Here is a 20,693-nt window from a genome sequence, read left to right on the forward strand (position 1 = left end):
AGTGTCAAGCCGCTCAGATTCGCGTTGCTGGAAGCGGCCCGCGTCACTTCGACCGTATAGGTCTTCGTCGAGTTATCCTGCGCCGTTACTTCCACGGTGATTGTGTTCACGCCGACGTTCAGCGCGATCGGATCCGAAGCGCTGCCGCTAGTCACCGTCCCGCCATTAACCGTCACGGTAGATGTGCCGACGGCTGTTGTCGGCGTAACCTCGATGTTATTCACACTATTGGCGACAGAGGCGGTGTAGTCCTCCGTACCCGATGCAAACGCCGGATCCAAACTGCCCGCGCTCAGTGTCAAGCCGCTCAGATTCGCGTTGCTGGATGCGGCACGCGTCACTTCGATGGTATAGGTCTTCGTCGAGTTGTCCTGCGCCGTTACTTCCACAGTGATCGTGTTCGCGCCGACGATCAGCGCGATCGGATCCGAAGCGCTGCCACTGGTTACCGTAGCGCCGTTAACCGCCACGGTAGATGTGCCGACCGCTGTTGTCGGCGTGACCTCGATCTCATTCACGCTATTGGCAACGGAAGCGGTGTACGCCTCCGTGCCGGATGCAAACGCTGGATCCAGACTGCCCGCACTCAGCGTCAAATCGCTCAGATTCGCGTTGCTAGATGCGGCACGCGTCACTTCGATGGTATAGGTCTTCGTCGAGTTGTCCTGCGCCGTTACTTCCACGGTGATCGTGTTCGCGCCGACGTTCAGCGCGATCGGATCAGAAGCGCTCCCGGTAGTCACCGTCCCGCCGTTAACCGTCACGGTAGATGTGCCAGCGTCCACAGTTGGCGTGACCTCGATCTCATTCACACTATTGGCAACGGAAGCGGTGTACTCCTCCGTACCGGATGCAAAGACGGGATCCAGACTGCCCGCACTCAGCGTCAAATCGCTCAGATTCGCGTTGCTGGATGCGGCCCGCGTCACTTCGACCGTATAGGTCTTGGTCGAGCCGTTCTGCGGCGTCACTACCAAGGTGATTGTGTTCGCCCCGACGTTCAGCGCGATCGGATCAGAAGCGTTGCCGCTGGTCACCGTATCACCGTTAACCGTCACGGTAGATGTGCCGACCGCTGTTGTCGGCGTGACCTCGATTGTATTCACGCTATTGGCAACGGAAGCAGTATACTCCTCCGTGTCCGATGCAAACGCGGGATCCAGACTGCCCGCGCTCAGCGTAAGACTGGTTAGGTCAGCAAAGGCATTAAATGTGTGCCCGTAATCAGCAGCATAATCCTTAGCCGTAGATGGATCAAAGCTAATAAGAGTTAGATCCGCCGAGGATGGTTGATTGCCCTCGAACGCATGCGCTCCGATTATCGTGTCGCTGCCATTGATCCTAACACTGGACAGTTGGTTATAAGAGAATGCATATTCTCCAATTTCCGGTATACTGTCCGGGATCGCGATACTTCTTAAAGCGTTGGCTTGAAATGCTCCGTTCCCGATTGTCATTGAGCTATCCGGGATCGTAACACTTGTCAAACTGTTATTCATGAATGCAGAATTCCCTATAGACGTTAGACTATCCGGGAGGGTGACGCTGGTCAGACTGTTATTATAGAATGCGCTCACACCAATAGTCGTCACACCATCCGGAATGGTGACACTGGTTAGAGAATTGTCTCTGAAAGCATGCTCTCCAATACTCGTCACACTTCCCGGAATGGTGACACTGGACACGCTATTTAGGATGAATGCATAATTCCCAATCGTCTGAACACCATTTAAAATCGTGACACTGGTTAGTGAATTGTCTCTGAACGCTTGATCTCCAATAGTCGTCACACTTCCCGGAATGGTGACACTGGATAGGTCGTTTTCGCTAAATGCAGCTGCCCCTATTGTCGTCACTCCATCCGATAGGGTAACAGAACGCAGTCCGCTTTGTCTGAAAGCATGATCTCCAATGGACGTCACACTTCCCGGGATGGTAACACTCGTCAAATTGTTGTAGAGGAAAGCCTGAGCACCAATAGTCCTTACACCATCAGGGATTGTAACACTAGTTAGTGCGTTGCTTCTGAAAGCGTCCATTCCAATTCCAATGACCGTCAACCCATTCAATGTCCCAGGTATGTTCACATCCGTAGCCGTACCATTGTAGTCGGTAATTGTTACCGTCCCGTCTCCATGATTCGTGTACGTATAATCACCGAAATTATCCGCCAGGACGGGTTGGCCGGGGGTAGCAACCGAAACTACTAACAGGAAAACCAAAAAAAGAATGAACTTCGGCACAATCCTTTGCAATACCATTCTCTTGCCTCCAAAATACATATTTGTCTTCCGATTACAGAGATCCTTTCCTCATTATACTAGATCGCTATGAAAGAAATATGAAAGAATATGAAATCACACGCCCCCCGCCATCTTCCCCCTAGCCATCTTTAATCCGGCCTTCCTGCTATATTTCACCTGACATCTATACATGCCAGGCCATTTCCCTTGCCGTCGACAACCCAACGAACATGGACCTCACTGTACAAAAAGATGACCGCCACGGCTACAGGTCAGTGACGGTCATCTTGGTTCGAATTTGTGTAAGGAGAGCCTCATAGTTCATCCGCTCCGGGGTCGTGGTGTCCACCTCAATCAAGGTCCCACCGACGGACAGCGGCGTCAGCTCGCCCTGCAGTAGCAGCTCACGGTTGGCTTCCAGCCAGGCCTGATCGGCGTGGCCGCCATGTCGGGACTCGCTGGCCATACGCGCCAGGAAGCGTTCGACCAGCACCTCACCGTCCGCCTTGCAGAGCAGCTGGATCGGTTCATACGGATAGCGCTGCTGGAGCTGGTGAAACTCCCCGCTTCGTAGTGCCGGACGGCCGTAATAGCCTTCAACAAGACAGGAGCGTCCAACCGAGAGGATCTGTCCCGCCGCATAGTACATCATAGCGAATGCCCCGTGCCCCAGCGCAGGGTGCGCCTCATCCGATGGGCGGTGCATAGCATCATACAGGGTCTCGTAGATCCCATCCCGCGCAAAACGGGGAACCGCCAGATCCTGCGCCAGCCGCTGGGCCAGCGTGGTCTTGCCGGAGCCGGGCAGGCCGTTCACGATTAGCAGGTAGGGTACAGGCATCGGCTCACCTCACCTTCGCTGAGATTAGTCCCGGCTGAACAAATCCCGTGTGTACACCTTCGCCACGACATCCTCCAGGTCGCTGGAGAGACGGTTGGCGACGATCACGTCGGAGATTTCTTTGAAGAGGGCGAAGTCGTTGACCACCCGGGAGTTGTAGAAGGTGTCATCCGTCAGGGCCGGCTCATACACGACGACCTCAATGCCCTTGGCCTTGATGCGCTTCATCACGCCCTGGATCGCCGACTGGCGGAAGTTGTCCGAATCCATCTTCATTGTAAGACGGTAGATGCCGACGATCTTCGGACTGCGGCTCAGGATCATCTCAGAGATATGATCCTTCCGGGTACGGTTGGCCTCGACGATCGCGCCCATGATGTTGTTCGGCACATCCGCATAGTTCGCCAGCAGCTGCTTCGTATCCTTCGGTAGGCAGTAGCCGCCATAGCCAAAAGAAGGGTTATTATAATGCGTCCCGATCCGCGGGTCCAGACCAACGCCATCGATAATCTGCTGTGTATTCAGCCCACGCACTTCGGCATACGAGTCCAGCTCATTGAAGAACGCGACACGCATCGCCAGATACGTATTGGCAAACAGCTTGATGGCCTCCGCTTCGGTGGAGCCGGTAAAGAGGACGTCGATGTTCTCTTTTCGGGCCCCTTGCACCAGCAAGTCTGCGAACCGCCGCGCACGCTCGGACTCCTCGCCAACTACAATACGGGACGGGTAGAGGTTATCGTGCAGCGCCTTGCCCTCCCGCAGGAACTCTGGCGAGAAGATGATATTCTCCGTCTCGAACTTCTCCCGCACCTTCTCGGTATAGCCCACCGGCACCGTCGACTTGATCACCATCACCGCATCCGGGTTAATGGACAGCACACTGGCGATGACCGCTTCGACGCTGCGGGTGTTGAAGTAGTTTTTGTCCGGATCATAATTCGTAGGCGTAGAAATGATGACATACTCCGCATCCTTGAAGGCCAGATAGTTATCGGTAGTTGCCGTGAGCTGCAATTCTTCTTGAGCCAGGAACGTCTCAATGTCCGGGTCGATAATCGGCGAACGGCGATTGTTGATGAGATCGACTTTCTCCTGGATGATATCCAGCGCGATGACCTCATTATGCTGAGCCAGCAGCACTGCATTGGAGAGACCGACATAGCCGGTACCTGCGATTGTAATCTTCACTAGGCGACACTTCCTTGCTTATGTAATAGAGGCATTCCTCTCAGAATGCCTCTTCGTTGTGTAACTGTCGGAGATATCGGGCAACATCCTCCCGCAGATCCTCCCGCTGCAGCGCAAAATCAAGGGTCGCTTTAACGAAGCCAAACTTATCCCCCACATCGTAACGGGTTCCTTTAAAATGATAGGCCAACACCGCTTGGGTGCGGTTCAACTCATTGATAGCATCCGTTAACTGAATTTCTCCACCAGAACCAGCTGGTAAGGACTCCAGAACATCAAAGATTTCTGGTCTCAATACATAACGACCCAAGATTGCGTAGCGGGATGGTGCTTCCTTCGGATGCGGTTTCTCCACAAGTGCTTGGACATTAAGCACACCCGGCTCGATTTCATGCCCTTTCGGATCAATAATCCCGTACTTGGAGACGTCCGCCTCATCTACCGGTTGGACCCCAACGACGGAGGAATGGTAGCGATCGAAGACGTCAAGCAACTGCTTCAGACACGGCTCAGGGGACTGGACGATATCATCTCCCAACAGGATGGCAAAGGGCTCCTGACCAATAAAGGAGCGGGCGCATTGAATTGCATGCCCCAGTCCCAGCGCTTCCTTCTGCCGGATATAGTGGATATTAGCCATGTTGGAGATGGCCGCCACTTCTTCCAAGAGGTCGTGCTTGCCCTTTTTCAACAGCGTTTCTTCGAGCTCATAGGATTTGTCGAAATGATCTTCAATGGCACGCTTACTGCGGCCACTGATGATTATAATATCTTCGATTCCGGAGGCAATTGCCTCTTCCACGATGTATTGAATCGTAGGCTTGTCCACGATGGGCAGCATCTCTTTGGGCTGCGCCTTGGTGGCGGGCAAGAAACGCGTGCCGAGGCCTGCGGCTGGGATGATGGCTTTGCGGACTTTCATAGGCTCACCTCATGTTCTGTTCAAACTTGATTTTAGACTCCATTTTATTACCCAAAGAATTAAAAAGACATAAGATAACACACCTGCTATTGAGTACAAAGCTAGAGCAGCAACATCATCTCCAATAAAATAAAAACCAATTATTAAGGCAACTATCTTGAATAACGTACTGAATAGTTCATAAATTAAAAAACCTTTTTGAAGCCCTAAAACTGGAATGGCTACAACGCATGGTCTGTTGATAAACATAAAAAATAGCCATAGCGACAACCAGCGTGCATATTCTCCTGCTTGAGTCCACTCTGAACCAAAGGCATAGCCAAATATAATCGGTCCAATCAATATAATTACTCCAAACGGTAACAAACCAAGAGCGGCTAATCCTAAGGTACTTTTTATAATTAACTTACTAAGATCTTGCCCTTTATTTAACGCATCTGCAAGTTTAGGATAGAGTACATCACCTACAGACTTTCCAATTAGTTGAGTGGGCACTCCTAGTACAGTCCTACCAAGAGTATAGAACCCAGCAGAGATAGGACCAAAAAGAATAGACAACAATAATATAGGTGAACTTTGCGACAAGGCATTAATAAATACCTGAGGAGCTCTAAACAGCGGGAAATCAATATATTGTTTTGCCACATTGAAATATGTTTGCTTGTTTACAGTTTCAGAATCTCCGTAAGTTGATTTTGTTTTCATTGAAGCAAATAACATTATTGAATGAAGTAAGCTTCCTAATACAGTCACATATATAAGGGATATCGCAAAAGGATGTAGCCAACCAATTCCGACTTTTGAACTGTTTAAAATTAAAGAATGCATTATAGATACTTTTGCAGTTACAGCAAATTGTTTAGTCCTAATTCTCCATTGCTGGGCCACCTGTAAAAAGGAGGAAAAGAACATGAAGATCGGTACAAAATACAAATACCTTGCATCTATTTGTAGTTGAAAAACGTTTGTTATTTCAAAACTAAAAAATATTACTATTAGTATAGTAATACTAGCAATGATTCCTGATAACCAAAAAGAAAGTCGCGCAAGAACTCCCGCAGTAAAATCGTCTTGAGGAAGAACTATTGCAACAGGATATGTCAAAGCGGCTATGGGCGAAAGAACAGCGACTATTGCTACAAAAACTCCCAATATCCCAAAAGCTTCAGGACCATAAATACGAGTAATGATAGGTGAAAATATCATCGTTATAAATTGAGCAGCAGCAGTACCTGAAGCTACTATAATTATATTTCTTATTAATTTATTTTTACGGAATTGATTAGCTAAATGTCTCATAGTTCTCCTGCACATGACTCCTGTGTTTGGTTTTCTAGTTTATGCGAGACGAATAAAATTCTTTAATTTCCCTTCCAATGTCATTCCAAAAATATCCTTTCTGAACAATTTCTCGCCCTCTACTCCCGAGCTCATTCCTCTTTTTATCATTGGCTATTAACTCTTTTAATGAGAGATAAACATCTTCAACTGAATTAGGTCTTACCACTTTGCAACTTTGATCATTCACAACAACACCATCGATACCTTGATTTTGACATATTATTACAGGCTTACCGTAAAATAAAGCCTCAAGATAGACAAGTCCAAAAGTTTCTCTATAACTTGGTAAACTAAATATATCACAATCTTTTAAATATCTCATGGCCTCACCGTGAGACAAACTACCTTTAAATTGAATATATTTTTCTAGCTTTAATTTTTTCGTTAAAGTTATTAGATCCTCTTTAAACTCACCTTCTCCAATAATAATATATTTAACTTTTTCATATTCCTTTACTAATTCGGCCAATGCTTCTACATTGTATTGAATACCTTTAGTTTGGGTTAAATTCCCGATACTTAAGATAATCTTCTCGTCAACCATTTCTATTGAATCACTACTTTTTACTTGAGACAACTCATCTGGATATATCCCATTGGTTATTAATGAAGATTCAAAACCAAGCTCATTAAGTAGCTTCTTCTGAAGTTGCACACTTGGCGTAACTATTCCATCGGCGTTAGTATATATGGAGCGCATTTTATTTTTTATGTATGTTTTACCAATCGACAAGTCAAGATCCGAACTCCGAGCAGATACTATAACTGGAACGTTATATCTTTTTTTTAGATTTCTGATGCCTAAAGCATCTGGGTAGGTCATATGACAATGAATAATGTCAAATTTCAAGTTATGAGCTATTTGATTTAATGTCATTCTTATTGAACGCATTAACGAATGCTCGTTTAATGTACTAAGGAAGCGTCCAGCTTTAGGCAGCTTAATATATCTTGGATGGTAAACTTCAATTTCGTCATAGATTTCTTTTAAAGGAAGCTTACTATATTCTGACCAAGTTTTTTTTCGTTTACTTAATATCTTGGGGCTAAAGGGTATAGGAGAAATGACAGTCACTTTGCAACCTAATTTCATAAGCTCTTTTGCTTGACTATGGAATACTCGCCCATTATCGGTTAATCTATTCGGGTAAATTCTAGAAATATATATAACGTGCATTAATTCACCTCAGTATATCTGATAAGGTACTACTCCGTGCCATCCCTGTGACAATCTAATCGCTAAATAAGATAAAGTTAAAATAATTGTTGTGTAACTCAAAATGATTCTCTTTTCTTTTTTCTTAATTAGCCGCAAAGAATAAGGTATAGCAAGTATGTAAAAAACCATGAAAAAGTAACTAAACCTTACAAAAAGAGCTATTTCTAGCGACAACAAATTATTAAATAAGCTAAGAAGAGTAAGTATAATAAAAAAATCTAAATCTTTGTCTCTAATTGATTCAGAAAACTTAATATACACCAACAAAAACAATATACTCGCACTAATTAAAGGAAATAGCAGACCAGAACCCTCAAACAATTGGCCAGATTCTAGATAACTCAAAGTGTTTGAATTTCTAATAACTACGAGAATTAATCTATCTAAAATTGCCCAAACAACTGCGAAAACACTAGCTAACAATGCTAAAACCTTTATATTAGCTCTTAATCCATATATAAAGTATAAAACTAATAATAAAATTGAAGTTTGATGAAATAGTGACGCTAAAGCTACGACTACAATATACCTAATTAGCTTTCTATTAATAATGTAATGAAATCCAATTGCTATTATAGATATAGCTATGGCTTGCCTAATACCATTAAAAGAGAACAAGTACAGGTAAAGAGATACAAATAAATACAAACTAAAAACAACATTAGTAGAATTTTTATAAATAAAATAACCTACACCAGCTAACGACAGAAAACTCGTCACAATGAGAATTACCTGTTCATTATACGATATAATACTAGATAGCTTATTTATTATTAAATATCCAGGCTCCCATCTCTCGAGAGAAAATACATTATTGAATGATGTGGTTGCGATATTCCTAAAACCTCGAAGATAATTCCAAGTATCGGTCCCAATATTAGACCCTCTTAATCCAGATACAATAAACAGTGGAGTTAGGGATAAAACTAAATAACTTATTTTGGTACCAGCGTTCTTATTCCAGTATTTTGTATTGAAGAGTCCCAATAAAAATACAAATGAAAAGACAAAAATGTATATTGATATTTTAAACCCTCCACTCTTTTACTACTCAGAAATAAGTTTTGCTACTATGATAAATATCTATATATTTCTCAACAATTCCATCCCAATCAAATTTACCAACTTTTTCAATACACGCTTCTGATATCCTTTTTTTATTTTTATAGGCTAACAGTATTTTATCAGATATCCCCTCAATGTCAGTTGCCGAAACTTTATAACCTACTTCTCCATCATTGAATTGTGTATCAAATCCCTGTCCCTTTGTATATATTACTGGCAATCCTTGACTCATCGCCTCTGCGTATACTAATCCGAAAGTTTCAGTATGAGATGGCATAGCAAAAATGTCAGATTTACGATAGTATTTTATTAACTCTTCCTTTGATATAGGTGAAATATATTCAAATTCCCTTATACCTTTTAGTTGTTCAAAATACTTTTCATCTACTTTTTTTCCTATAACCATTAATTTTATAGATTTATCAGATTTCTTTTCAGCGATATTTAGCGAGTGCAGTAAACCTTCGATATTCTTTCTTTTAATGATTTGTCCCACAAAGATAATACTTATTACCTTTTCATTTTTCTTTATGTTTTTATGTTTGTTATTTAACCAATATGAATTAATACCATTTGGAATGACTACACTCTTCTCAAATAAACTATTTCTTTTTTTATCAGGAACGTATTCATTTAAAACAGCTTGTCTATATGCATCAGACAAAAAAACAATTTTATAAGCATTTTCCATAATATTAATTGCATGAGTTCTCAAATGAATTGCCATCCGAAAATATTTATTAACATCAGTGTCCCTAATTGCAACTATATAAGGAATTCTGTATTTCTTAAAAATACTAAAAGCCACTCCACCATCAGAAAACAAACTATGAGCATGCAATAAATCATGGTTTGAAAGACCAATATTACTAATTAAGTCTTTTTCCATCCTTTTAATTTTAGTGAAATACAAAAATTTGTCATATGGTTTTATGATTTTATTAGAATATAATTTGAAACCATAATCATCTTCATTATAAGTTTTTTTGTTTGAATAATGCTGCGGCACGTAGACTGAAAAACCCACTTCTTTTTCTTTAAGAACATTAAATAATTCAAAGTAAATATTACTATAGCTAGCTCCACAGGCTATGTGAAGAACTGCCACTTTGTTCACCTACTTATTTTAATATCTTTTTACAATCTCCAAAATGAGAATCCTTCATTTGAAATATCCGACTTTTCCATAATGCTTTTTACATCTATTATGACTTTGGAACTGTTATCCAGGTCTTCTTTAAATAACTTACTCCAGAATTTCATATCTTTATCTATGAATTCATTATGAGCAACTGCAAATACTAAACAATCCGCATCTTTAATTTTATCTAAATCAACAAGTTCAATTTCATATTGCTCTTTAACCTCATGTATATTTGCTATCGGATCTACAACAATTGGCCTTACACCATATTCATCCAAAACTTTAATTATATCTATTACCTTGGAGTTTCTAGTGTCCGGTGTATTTTCTTTAAATGTAAGACCCAATATAACCACAATTGAATCTTTTACTTTTTTATTGGTATGTATTAATTTCTTAACAATAGATTCTGCTACAAATCGTCCCATACCATCATTGATTTTCCTGCCAGCAGAAACAATTTGGCTGTGATACCCGAGTTTCTCTGCTTCATATATGAAGTAATATGGATCTACGCTTATACAGTGCCCCCCAACTAAACCTGGGTAAAAACCAAGTGCATTCCATTTAGTGTTCATTGCTTCAATAACTTCTTTAGTGTCAATCCCCATTCGATCAAACACCATTGCCAGTTCATTCATAAAAGCAATATTTATATCACGTTGGCTATTTTCCACTACCTTTGCAGCTTCAGCGACTTTTATAGACTTCGCTTGAAAAACTCCTGCTTTGATAATCAATTTATAAACATTGCTAATAATATCAAGAGTTTCATTATCACAAGCTGAAACTATCTTAACTATACTCGCAAGGGTATTAATTTTATCCCCAGGATTGATTCTTTCAGGTGAGTAACCCACCTTAAAATCAACGCCATACTTTAACCCTGATTCAGCTTCAAGTATATTTACACATATGTCTTCTGTTACACCAGGATACACAGTTGATTCATATACTACTATAGATCCTCTAGTCAGATTTCTCCCTACTACTTTACTAGCATTTTCAATTGGAGCAAGATTAGGGGTCTTATCTAAATTTATTGGCGTAGGTACTGAGACAATGTGAAATTTCGCCTCTTTTAACCTTTGCTCAGAAGAAGTAAACTCTACAGTTGTATTACTTATTTCCTCATTCCCCACTTCATTAGTGGGATCTTGCCCAGACTTATACAATTTAATTTTATCTATATTATTATCGTAACCAATAACATTAATTTTTTTTGCAAACGCTACAGCTAAAGGCATACCTACATAGCCCAGACCGATAATGGACATTTTTTCACGTCTATCTATTAATGCTTGAAAGAGACTCAAAGGAAACACTCCATTTTTCATATTTACATATTCTCATTTGAAAGCTGTTGATAAAGAGCAATATGTTTTTTTAAATTATTCTGTAGAGAATAAACTTCTTTTACTCTTCTTAAGTTGAATTTCTTTTCTTCCTCCATCTCCTCTGGGTTATTATAATAAAACAAAACCTTTTGAGAGAATTCATCAGAGCTTACAAAGACGTTGCTTTTGTTGCCTACAACCTCTACTGATCCACCTGAATTAGTTGTAAGCACAATATTTTTTCTACTCATTGCTTCGACCAATGTTCTTCCAAACGATTCAGTATTATAATTCGAAGTCAAAATAAATACATCCAATTTATAATAAAAAACATCCATCTGTTTCAAATCTATATTTATAGCGCCATTAAATCTTTCTCCTAGTAGTTCTTTCAATCTATTAAACATATCAATTGTTTGCTGTTTTGAGTGTTCATCTAAACATCCTACTGCCATTTCAACATATAATTTATCTCCAAGAACATCTTTAAGCTTTTCACAAATTTCTTCTGCTAAAGGCCAATTCTTCCAATCACAATACCGACCAGCGAACCCTATTTTTATACAATTTGAATTTGAATTCTTCTTTTTTAAATTCTCATCAAATTCCTCAAATAATAGGCCTGCAGTATTCTCTATAATCTTAAATTCTACCTTATTATTTTTTTTAGCAGTTATAGCTTTTTCCCAATGGGTCATGTTAAATTGCGTTGTAGTTACAAAAACATCCAACTCATTTATAAAAAATAAAAAAACCTTTCTAATTAAATCATTATACTTTGTATACAAACCTCTTTCGGTATGAACAAACTTTATATCATTTGAAATCATCTTAATCTTCTTCAACAAAGAAATTATAAAAAAACTAACTTGGGCCTGGGTGTGAATCACTTTTGGTTTATTGCTTTTTATTACACCTTTAATTCTAAAAATATATCTTAGGAATTTAATCGGTTTCTTTACCAAGTGCTTAATTCTAGTTTCAGAAGTAACATCGTAGTAAGATATCGCTTCAATTGGTTCTTTTATTATCCCTGGCTGAATGACACCTAATGGGAATAAATCTTTGATTCCTCGCAAAATAATTTTTGTAGACTCTTGCTCTCCCCCTACGCTATCTAACGCATTATCACCTATAATTATGACATCTGGTTTGTTTTTAGTTTCTGTTCTAAGTATGGATTCACTCAAATTAAAAATTTGATAATCACCATACGGGTATGTACTTAAAGATTTACTATAGGTAAAATTACCAAACAGTTTTCTTGTTAATTTTGATTTAAAGACCTTAATAAATGGATTGAATACTTTAGTGAGTCTAACCGTTCTCCCATGAAATCTAGCTATTAATTCTACTAACTCGCTTGTCTTAACATAATCTTTGTTTTGGGGATAAAAAACACCTTGATCGTTATTAAGTATTATGAACTTTATCAATTCGCATAAATTATCAATATAAAGCATGCTTCTTTCATTATCTGCGTCTGGAAAAACAGGAGTTTTCAAAGCGAAATTCGATAGTTTTTTGTAGTTTCCTTTAGCTTCTTTACCATAAACCATAGGGGCTCTTATAATAGCCACTTTAAAGTTAGTATCGGAGATCTTTTTTAATCCTTGTTCAGCTTGCAATTTGCTCATACCATAAAAGTTAGATGGATTGGGGACTGTATCCTTATTTATTTGGAATTTTTCACTTTTACTTTCCCCGTAAACAATCATACTACTCATGAAAACAAATTGTTCTACGCCTTCATTTTTAGCTTTTTCTGCAAGTTCAATCGTTAGATCTCTATTAACTTTATAATAAATTTCTTCCATATCAGACTTTGCATCTACATGTGCTATTCCTGCTACGTGCAGTATAACATCATAATCTCCAAATTCTTTATTTTTCCAATCCTCATTTTTACAAGATATAAAATCCGTTTGAATTTGCTTATCTTTGCTTACCCAAGAAGCGAACGAATTACCAATATAACTATTTTTCGCTGTGACTAGCACTTTTTTAGTGACAACAGTATTCATAGGCTCGTGTTTTTCCTCGCATTCCCTTTAGATTGCACTCGCCCTTCTACAACACCTTCACTTTTCAATACCGTTTTGAAGGTAAGAAGAAAACACTTGATGTCCATTTTTGCACCCATATTTTCAACATACTCCCCATCAAGCTTCGCTTTTATTTCAATTGGAAGCTCATCTCGTCCATTAATTTGTGCCCATCCCGTTAGGCCTGGTTTAATATCATTAGCACCATATTTATCTCTTTCAAAAATTAGGTCATATTGATTCCACAAAGCTGGTCTGGGACCAACAAAAGACATCTGACCTACAAAAATATTCCATAACTGGGGTAGCTCATCAAGTGATGTTTTTCTCAAAAACTTACCGACCCGGGTTATGTATTGATCCGGATCGGTAAGAAGATGAGTGGGCATCTCACTTGGAGTATCAATTTTCATAGTTCGAAACTTTAAAATATAATAATAATTCTTATTAAGACCAACTCTTTTTTGCCTAAATAAAATCGGGCCTTTAGAATCAACTTTTATCACTAAGACAAGTATGAGTATAACAATGGATAAGATAATCATACTAGAAAGTGAAAGTAAGATATCTATCGTTCTCTTAAATTTTAAGAAAGTCATTAAAAACTCCCCTACTCTAAATAACTTTTTCCCTATTGTCTACTTGAAGTTTGTTCCCCATAACTCTTCCCGGTACTAAGCCCATGTTTTGTAGCAACTGCAATAATTTCATCGTACTGCTCTTCAGTCAGTTTTTCTAACATTAATGCTCTAGCCTCTTTTTTCTCTTCGACGGTCAACCCGCCACTAGCCAACTCTTGGAGACGCTTGATATCTTCCACACTGAGTTGACCCATAATAATAGACAGCACTTTAGATTTATCGCCAAGCGTTACATTATCCTGCACATGCTGCGCCTTATCCGGCGTAACCTCAGCTGAGTAACCATCTAAGTCTTCAGGTGTTGTTGGGGCGGGATTGTTACTAGGTTTACCTCCTGAAGCTCCATCAGCCCCCGTACCTTTACTTGTTCCTGGTGTAGCAGTACCATCGGTCACAGCCCCGCCCTCAGAAGAATCTCCATCCCCGGAGCCACCGCCTCCTACAGGAGTGTTGTTACCAGTAGCCTGCTCACCGCCAGCATCAGCCGTGATATCTCCAAAATCGATCTCTGCTGCCATCTGTTCCAAGAACTTGTCGATAGCATAATTAGCCGCAAAAAGACCACCGGCACCAAGAATGACCACTATAGAGAGCGTCCATAGCAGTACCTTGGGCCAGCGTTTCTTCTTGCGGTAACGCTTCTTACGAACTCTTATTTGCTCTGGTGGCTGTTGTTCACTCATGATACGACGGCCTCCCTTTCTATTTGAATCGTTGACGTTGCTTTGACGATTGGTCTTTCAATTTGTTCTTCATATAACGGAACGATACTCGTGATCGCCATTCTTACGTTGTCTGGAGGTTCACTGACAACCTTCTCAAGCCGCTTGTATTCCAGCTCCAGCTCGGCGCGGTTAATGTTAGACGGCTTGCCTATGTAGATGCGCTCGTGCGTGGTAGAGGTGATGGCCTCTTCATCAGTGAGCAGCTCTTCGAACAGCTTCTCGCCTTCACGCATGCCGGAGAATTCGATTGGAATCTCTGCATACGGTTCGAAGCCAGAGAGCCGGATGAGGTCTTCCGCCAGCTTCAAGATCTGTACCGGCTTGCCCATATCGAGGACGAAGATCTCGCCGCCCTTGGCGAATGAACCAGCCTGAATGACCAACTGTACGGCCTCCGGAATGGTCATGAAGTATCTCACCATCTCAGGATGAGTGACGGTGACCGGGCCGCCCCTTGCGATCTGCTGCTTGAAGTAAGGTATGACACTGCCACGACTTCCGAGGACATTGCCGAATCGGACGGCAACGAACTTGGTCCGGCTGCTTGCGCCCAGACTCTGCACATACATTTCAGCGATCCGTTTGGTAGCTCCCATGATGCTGGTCGGATTGACGGCCTTATCCGAGGAGATCATGACAAACCGTTCCGAGCCATATTTATCTGCACAATCTGCTACATTCTTCGTGCCGAAGCCGTTATTTTTGACGGCCTCCGCTGGGTTGCGTTCCATGAGTGGCACATGCTTGTGGGCAGCCGCATGGAACACGACCTGTGGACGATGGGTGCGGAACACCTCGTCCATCCGCTCCCGGTCCTGAATATCCGCAATGACGGTCTCTAGGTCGAGCCACGGGAACTTGTTGCGGAGCTCCATCTCTATGGTGTAGATACTGTTCTCGCCATGCCCGAGCAGCAGCAGCCGATCAGGATGGAAGGTGCCGATCTGGCGACATAGCTCGGATCCGATGGATCCGCCAGCGCCAGTGACCAGTACCGTTTTGTTCTGTACGTAATTGGCAATCCCCTCTAGATCCGTAATGACTGGATCACGTCCCAGCAAGTCCTCGACACTGACGTCGCGGATCGCCTTGACGGATACCCGGCCCGTAATTAGATCGTTCAGGGCTGGAATCATTTTCACCTTGATTCCAGATGCCAAACTGAGGTTAATAAGTTCAGAGATTGCTTTCTTGGGCGCAGATGGCATAGCGATAATGATCTCTGCAATGCCATGCTCCTTGACGGCCGATTGAATCATATTACGGTCCCCTAATACGGGAAGACCATAGACTTGCATGCGCTGCTTGAGCGGATCATCGTCGATGAACCCGACAAGCTTCCATTCTCCAAAAGCCGGATTCTGCAATTCCTTGGCAATCAGTGCGCCACAGTCGCCTGCACCGATGATCAGCACAGAGGATTGCGCTTTTTGCTCAGCGCGCTTCGCCCTACCATTACGCACCAGTCGGTAGAAGAAACGGATTCCGCCTGAGAGGAGCAACATCGTCTCCAGCGTTCGTACGGCAATGCCAACCGGTACGAATTCACGGAACAATAGTGCTGTAATAAGGTACGAGAATACCCAACCAATACTTACCGCTTTGAGGATAGCGATAATCTCGCTAATACTGGCATATTGCCACATCCGGTGATAGAGACGGTAATAGACCATGGCAGCACCGCAGACGATCATGGAGACGGCAGAGTAGAGCATGAATTGCATCTGGACCGCTTGCGGCAAGGTGCCGTTATACTTGAACAGATACGATGTCCCTATACTGAACCATACAATGACGATATCGACTACAAACAAGGCCAGCAATTTCTGCTTGGTACTCATGTCTCGCCTCCCTTTCCTTCCTGCTTGCCCTCGGACACTACTTGCTGTCCGCCGTGCCATAGTAATAGTAATAATAAGCTTCCGAAGACTTTCGCTTCACGTTGTTCATCACGACTCCCAGGACACGGGCACCCACTTTATCCAGGTTGGCCTTCGCCTTGATGGCAATGTCGCGTTTGACCTTTCCATAATCAATGACCAGCAGCACACCATCACTCTTGGTAGCGACGATCTGGGCATCGGTTACCGCCAGCAGAGGCGGGGTATCAATCAAGACAACATCATATCGGTTGCGTAGCTCGCCGATCAGCGCCGTCATACGCCGGGACGCAACCATTTCAGCCGGATTCGGGGGAATCGGCCCTGCAGTAATGACACTAAGATTAGGCACATTCGTCTTCTGAATCACATCCTCCAGCGAGGCTTGTTGAGACAGTACGGACGAAAGGCCAAAGCGGTTGCTGACACCAAACGTATGGTGCTCGGTCGGTTTACGCATGTCTGCATCCACCAGAACAACCGAACGATCCATCTGGGCATAGGTTACGGCAAGGTTGGCAATCGTCGTTGATTTCCCCTCACCCGGACCAGCCGAGGTGACCATAATGACCTGCATAGACTCATCGATTGACGAGAAGTCTACATTAGTTCGCAGCGAACGATAAGACTCAGAAATCGGAGATTTCGGATTAGTGACAGTGATTAGATGACGTTTATTCGACTGTGACACGTTCGAGCTCACCCGCTTTCTGATAGGATCGGTTCTCCTGTAGCGACTTCTGTTTCTCTTGCTCATCGACACGAGTAATCATAGCCAACGTTGGCAATCCCAGCGCCTGCTGGATATCCTCTTCGGTCTTAAGCGTATCGTCCATATATTCCAACAAAAATGCGATTCCTGCTGCAATCATCAGCGACACGATGAAACCAATCGCGATGTTCAGTGGGATATTCGGCGCCACTGGAGATGGCGTAATGTCCAGTTTGGCTGCATTGAGGATGGAGACATTCTCTACGTTCAAGATCTGTGGAATTTCCTGTTGGAAAATAAGGGACACCGCATTGACGATCTCTGCTGCCTGACGGTAGCTAGTATCCTGAATGCTCAGTGTCATGACCAACGTGTTATTAACCGCATTGACTTGAATACGTTGGGTTAACTGCTCAGAGGTCAATCCGAACTCCGGGTGCTCTGAGACAACGCGGTCCATGATCGCCGGGGTACGGATAATTTCTTTGTATGTATCGATCATGCGAATATTAGTGTTGATCTCATTTAGATCCAACTGGGGAGCAGAAGCTTGAGTGTCAGCTCGGTTGACGATGATTTTGGTTGAGGCTTGGTAGACGGCTTCCTTGAAAAACATACTATAAACGGCTGCGGCCACGGTCGAGATGAGGACAATCGCCACGATCAGCCAGATGCGCTTGCGAAGAATGCGAAAGTAATCCCGCAAGTCTAATTCAGTGGACAACGTTAATTCCCTCCATAACTATAGAAGCGCGTAGCGCTTGGTAATAAAACGTGCAAAGCATCCTCCTCTCACCTAAGAGAGAAGAGGATGCTGTTGCCTGACTAAGGATAGATGAGGATATTATTCTGTGAAGTTAAATGCACGGTAGACCATGACAGCCGCTTCTGCACGGGTAGCATTGTCGTTCGGCATGAAGTTACCTTGGTACCCAATGATCAGCTCTTTGCTAGCTGCCAGCGCTACGCCGGAACGAAGTGTCGAGTGGATCGAAGCACCATCGATGAAGGCTGCCAGTGCGCCGTCAACATCGGAAATCGCTTCGAGCTCATGCGTAATGCTCAATGTGCGAGCCAGCATGGTTGCCATCTCAGCACGAGTGATCAGAGCGTTCGGTGCGAATGAAGTCGCGGAACGGCCGTTGATGATACCCAGATCAGCTGCAGCTGCTACATATGGTGCAAACCAGTCGCCCGAGTTTACATCAGAGAAGCTATGCGTAGCTGAGTTGTTCTCCAGGTTCATGGCACGAACCAGCATTTTAGCAAATTCAGCACGAGTGACGTTGTCACGTGGTACGAATTGACCTGCAGCTCTTCCTTGGATCGCTCCCTTGGCTGCCATAACTTGAATTTGACGTCCAGCCCATGCGTTTACGCTGCCGATGTCGTTGAAGCTGACTTTGTTCTCGACGATAACATAAGAGGAGAACGAGTCACGTGGTTCAACGATGAAGCCGCCACGCAGGAAGCCGCCATGGAATTCCAGATCGCCGTTCACGATCTTGGCCAACGACAGCAACTCTTCGTCCAGTCCGTCAGTGTTAACAACAGGAATTTTCAGAATAACCTGACGGTCGAAAGTCGTTACAGCATTGCCGCCTACAGTTACATCGAAGCTGTAGATTTGCGATGCGGTACGGACACCCTCAACAGCAGGCTCACCATTTGGCGTTTCGCGCTCAACCGACAGGTTCACTGCGCCACCTGCGAAGCTGTTGCTCGCTGGCAGAGTTACGCTCAGACGGTCAGCAACGATTTCGAAGCCAGCCAGACCTGCGTTACGTGCAGCTGTGAACAGCGCTTGCGAGATGTTCACGGACACTTGGTCCTCAGAGATTGCACCCAGGTGAATTGCAATCGCACGAGGCTTCAGGCCGTTCGTGGAACCAGGAGCCAGGCTCTCAAGCTTCGCTTTGATATCGCGAATGCCGTTGATGATCGCCAGCACGTCTGCATCCGATACGTTCAGCGTAGCCACGCCGTTCGCTACCGTCACGCTCGATGCTGCATTGTAGTTCGCAATCTTGTCGATCGCTACTACTGCTGCGTCGATTGCTTTGGCAATGATCTCCGCACGCTCGGATGGCGATGCGCCTTCCAGACCAGCCAGAATGTCATCCAATTCGTCCAGAACTGCGCCGATTACGCCAGGTACGTCAACTGGAGGCGTTTCAGTGCCAGGTCCTGGAGGAGGAGTAACTGGAGTTCCAGGGCCTGGGACCCAGCCGCCTGTATTTGCTGTAAGAGTAACGGTCTCTTCAAAAATTACACGGTTACCAATACTAGCTGTAATGGTCGAAGTTCCATTTCCGCTCGCAGTAAACACTCGATTACCGTTAGATGTAGATTGTGTCAAGGTATTGCCAGATGTCGTCCATGTCAGACCAAACTGCGTAGCTGGAACATCAATTCCAAGTACTCTTAGCGCACTGTAAGAACGAACAAGTCCGTTCGTGGATCCCAGTGCAGTCGTATTGGCACGAATATACGCTGTGCCCAGTGCCTTGGTAGCATCTTCATAAGTGTCTTCAATTCCTGGGAGCTCCGTAAATGCATTGTAAGCAGCCACGAGATCATTTGTAGTGATATTTAACTCTTCCGAAGCATTATTATCCAAGAACCTTAACAGAGCACTTACATTGTTATCAGCAGCACGAAGTTCTGGCGCAATAGCTCTGATGATATCCTCACGACCATTTGCATTAATGAGATCAAGAAGATTATCTTGTTCTGCTACGACATAATTTTTTACAATTCCTTCGCTTTGATCGAGGAATTTAACAACCTCAGCTACCGTAATCTCAATTCCTGTTTTTTCTTCAAGAAGTGTCAATCCCGCGATAACATCAGGATCAACAGCAATCTCTTGAAGAGCCTTCAAGTCCTCGTCATAATAAGAGCCCATTACAACAGTCAGAATCGCTTTAAGACCTTTTTTGGCTACGACCTCTTCTTGTTCAATCAACTCTAGCTGATCTACAACTTTGAACCAGAATGGAAGAATAACATCTTCAATGTCCTCTTCGTCCAATGCTCCCAGAGCATCTCTGAAATCTCTTACGTCTTGAATATGCTGATCATCAGCCTTATGTAGTGCGTCATGAATCGTTTTAATCTTGGCCTTGAAAGCTGAATCGATTACAATTTCAGCCGCACTAGCCACATTTACTTGAAAACCCACCTTTTCAGCCAAACCTTTGGAACTGAGCGGGATTCCTGCAAAAGCGGTTACTGCCATGGATGCCGCAAGCGTGGAAATCGCAATTTTTCTTTTCATTGTCACTTTCTCTTCACCTCGACTAGTTATTTTGAGATTATGTTGTCAAAAAATGACGAAATATGTAGCGAATCAAGTTTAGTCTAGCATTAGAAATATGAGAGAGT

At 43.2% G+C, this 20,693-nt stretch carries 16 protein-coding genes; all 16 read right to left on the bottom strand.

Annotated elements, in window-relative coordinates; all coding sequences use genetic code 11:
• The coding region (locus F556_RS38435) for a cadherin-like beta sandwich domain-containing protein (protein ID WP_169447644.1) at positions 1-2,261 on the bottom strand (2,261 nt) is incomplete at its 3' end.
• A gap of 247 nt (positions 2,262-2,508) precedes the next feature.
• Entirely contained in the window at positions 2,509-3,084 is a 576-nt protein-coding gene (locus tag F556_RS0125760) for a P-loop nucleotide/nucleoside kinase family protein (protein ID WP_020619892.1), read from the bottom strand.
• Positions 3,085-3,108: 24 nt separating this feature from the next.
• Positions 3,109-4,275, bottom strand: a complete 1,167-nt coding sequence (locus F556_RS0125765; RefSeq protein ID WP_020619893.1) for a nucleotide sugar dehydrogenase — start codon at positions 4,273-4,275, stop codon at positions 3,109-3,111.
• 40 nt (positions 4,276-4,315) lie between these two features.
• The gene (galU, locus tag F556_RS0125770; protein WP_020619894.1) at positions 4,316-5,197 is read right to left on the bottom strand and encodes a UTP--glucose-1-phosphate uridylyltransferase GalU; all 882 of its coding nucleotides are present in this window, start codon (positions 5,195-5,197) and stop codon (positions 4,316-4,318) included.
• A 9-nt stretch (positions 5,198-5,206) separates the two neighbouring features.
• Complete coding sequence (locus F556_RS0125775) at positions 5,207-6,496, bottom strand: lipopolysaccharide biosynthesis protein (protein ID WP_020619895.1); 1,290 nt, start codon at positions 6,494-6,496, stop codon at positions 5,207-5,209.
• A gap of 34 nt (positions 6,497-6,530) precedes the next feature.
• Positions 6,531-7,715 (bottom strand): glycosyltransferase, encoded by a 1,185-nt coding sequence (locus F556_RS0125780; RefSeq protein WP_020619896.1) that lies wholly within the window; start codon positions 7,713-7,715, stop codon positions 6,531-6,533.
• A 9-nt stretch (positions 7,716-7,724) separates the two neighbouring features.
• Positions 7,725-8,744: an EpsG family protein gene (locus tag F556_RS0125785; protein ID WP_169447646.1), complete on the bottom strand. Its 1,020-nt coding sequence runs from the start codon at positions 8,742-8,744 to the stop codon at positions 7,725-7,727.
• 64 nt (positions 8,745-8,808) lie between these two features.
• On the bottom strand, positions 8,809-9,939 hold the full coding sequence (locus tag F556_RS0125790) for a glycosyltransferase family 4 protein (protein ID WP_020619898.1): 1,131 nt from the start codon (positions 9,937-9,939) through the stop codon (positions 8,809-8,811).
• A 20-nt stretch (positions 9,940-9,959) separates the two neighbouring features.
• The gene (locus tag F556_RS0125795) at positions 9,960-11,303 is read right to left on the bottom strand and encodes a nucleotide sugar dehydrogenase (protein WP_020619899.1); all 1,344 of its coding nucleotides are present in this window, start codon (positions 11,301-11,303) and stop codon (positions 9,960-9,962) included.
• 2 nt (positions 11,304-11,305) lie between these two features.
• Entirely contained in the window at positions 11,306-13,327 is a 2,022-nt protein-coding gene (locus tag F556_RS39185; RefSeq protein ID WP_020619900.1) for an NAD-dependent epimerase/dehydratase family protein, read from the bottom strand.
• Positions 13,324-13,947: a sugar transferase gene (locus F556_RS0125810; RefSeq protein ID WP_020619901.1), complete on the bottom strand. Its 624-nt coding sequence runs from the start codon at positions 13,945-13,947 to the stop codon at positions 13,324-13,326. The genes F556_RS39185 and F556_RS0125810 overlap by 4 nt, the downstream gene beginning before the upstream one ends.
• A 32-nt stretch (positions 13,948-13,979) precedes the next feature.
• On the bottom strand, positions 13,980-14,672 hold the full coding sequence (locus F556_RS0125815; RefSeq protein ID WP_020619902.1) for a hypothetical protein: 693 nt from the start codon (positions 14,670-14,672) through the stop codon (positions 13,980-13,982).
• Positions 14,669-16,555, bottom strand: a complete 1,887-nt coding sequence (locus tag F556_RS0125820; protein WP_020619903.1) for a polysaccharide biosynthesis protein — start codon at positions 16,553-16,555, stop codon at positions 14,669-14,671. Before F556_RS0125820 ends, F556_RS0125815 begins: the two co-directional genes overlap by 4 nt.
• Positions 16,556-16,592: 37 nt before the next feature.
• Positions 16,593-17,285, bottom strand: a complete 693-nt coding sequence (locus F556_RS0125825; protein WP_026297497.1) for a CpsD/CapB family tyrosine-protein kinase — start codon at positions 17,283-17,285, stop codon at positions 16,593-16,595.
• Complete coding sequence (locus F556_RS0125830; RefSeq protein ID WP_020619905.1) at positions 17,269-18,030, bottom strand: YveK family protein; 762 nt, start codon at positions 18,028-18,030, stop codon at positions 17,269-17,271. The genes F556_RS0125825 and F556_RS0125830 overlap by 17 nt, the downstream gene beginning before the upstream one ends.
• 120 nt (positions 18,031-18,150) lie before the next feature.
• The gene (locus F556_RS0125835; protein WP_020619906.1) at positions 18,151-20,586 is read right to left on the bottom strand and encodes an S-layer homology domain-containing protein; all 2,436 of its coding nucleotides are present in this window, start codon (positions 20,584-20,586) and stop codon (positions 18,151-18,153) included.
• Positions 20,587-20,693 lie beyond the last annotated feature (107 nt).

Origin of the sequence: Paenibacillus daejeonensis DSM 15491, from assembly GCF_000378385.1 — a bacterium.
GTDB lineage: Bacteria > Bacillota > Bacilli > Paenibacillales > Paenibacillaceae > Paenibacillus_D > Paenibacillus_D daejeonensis.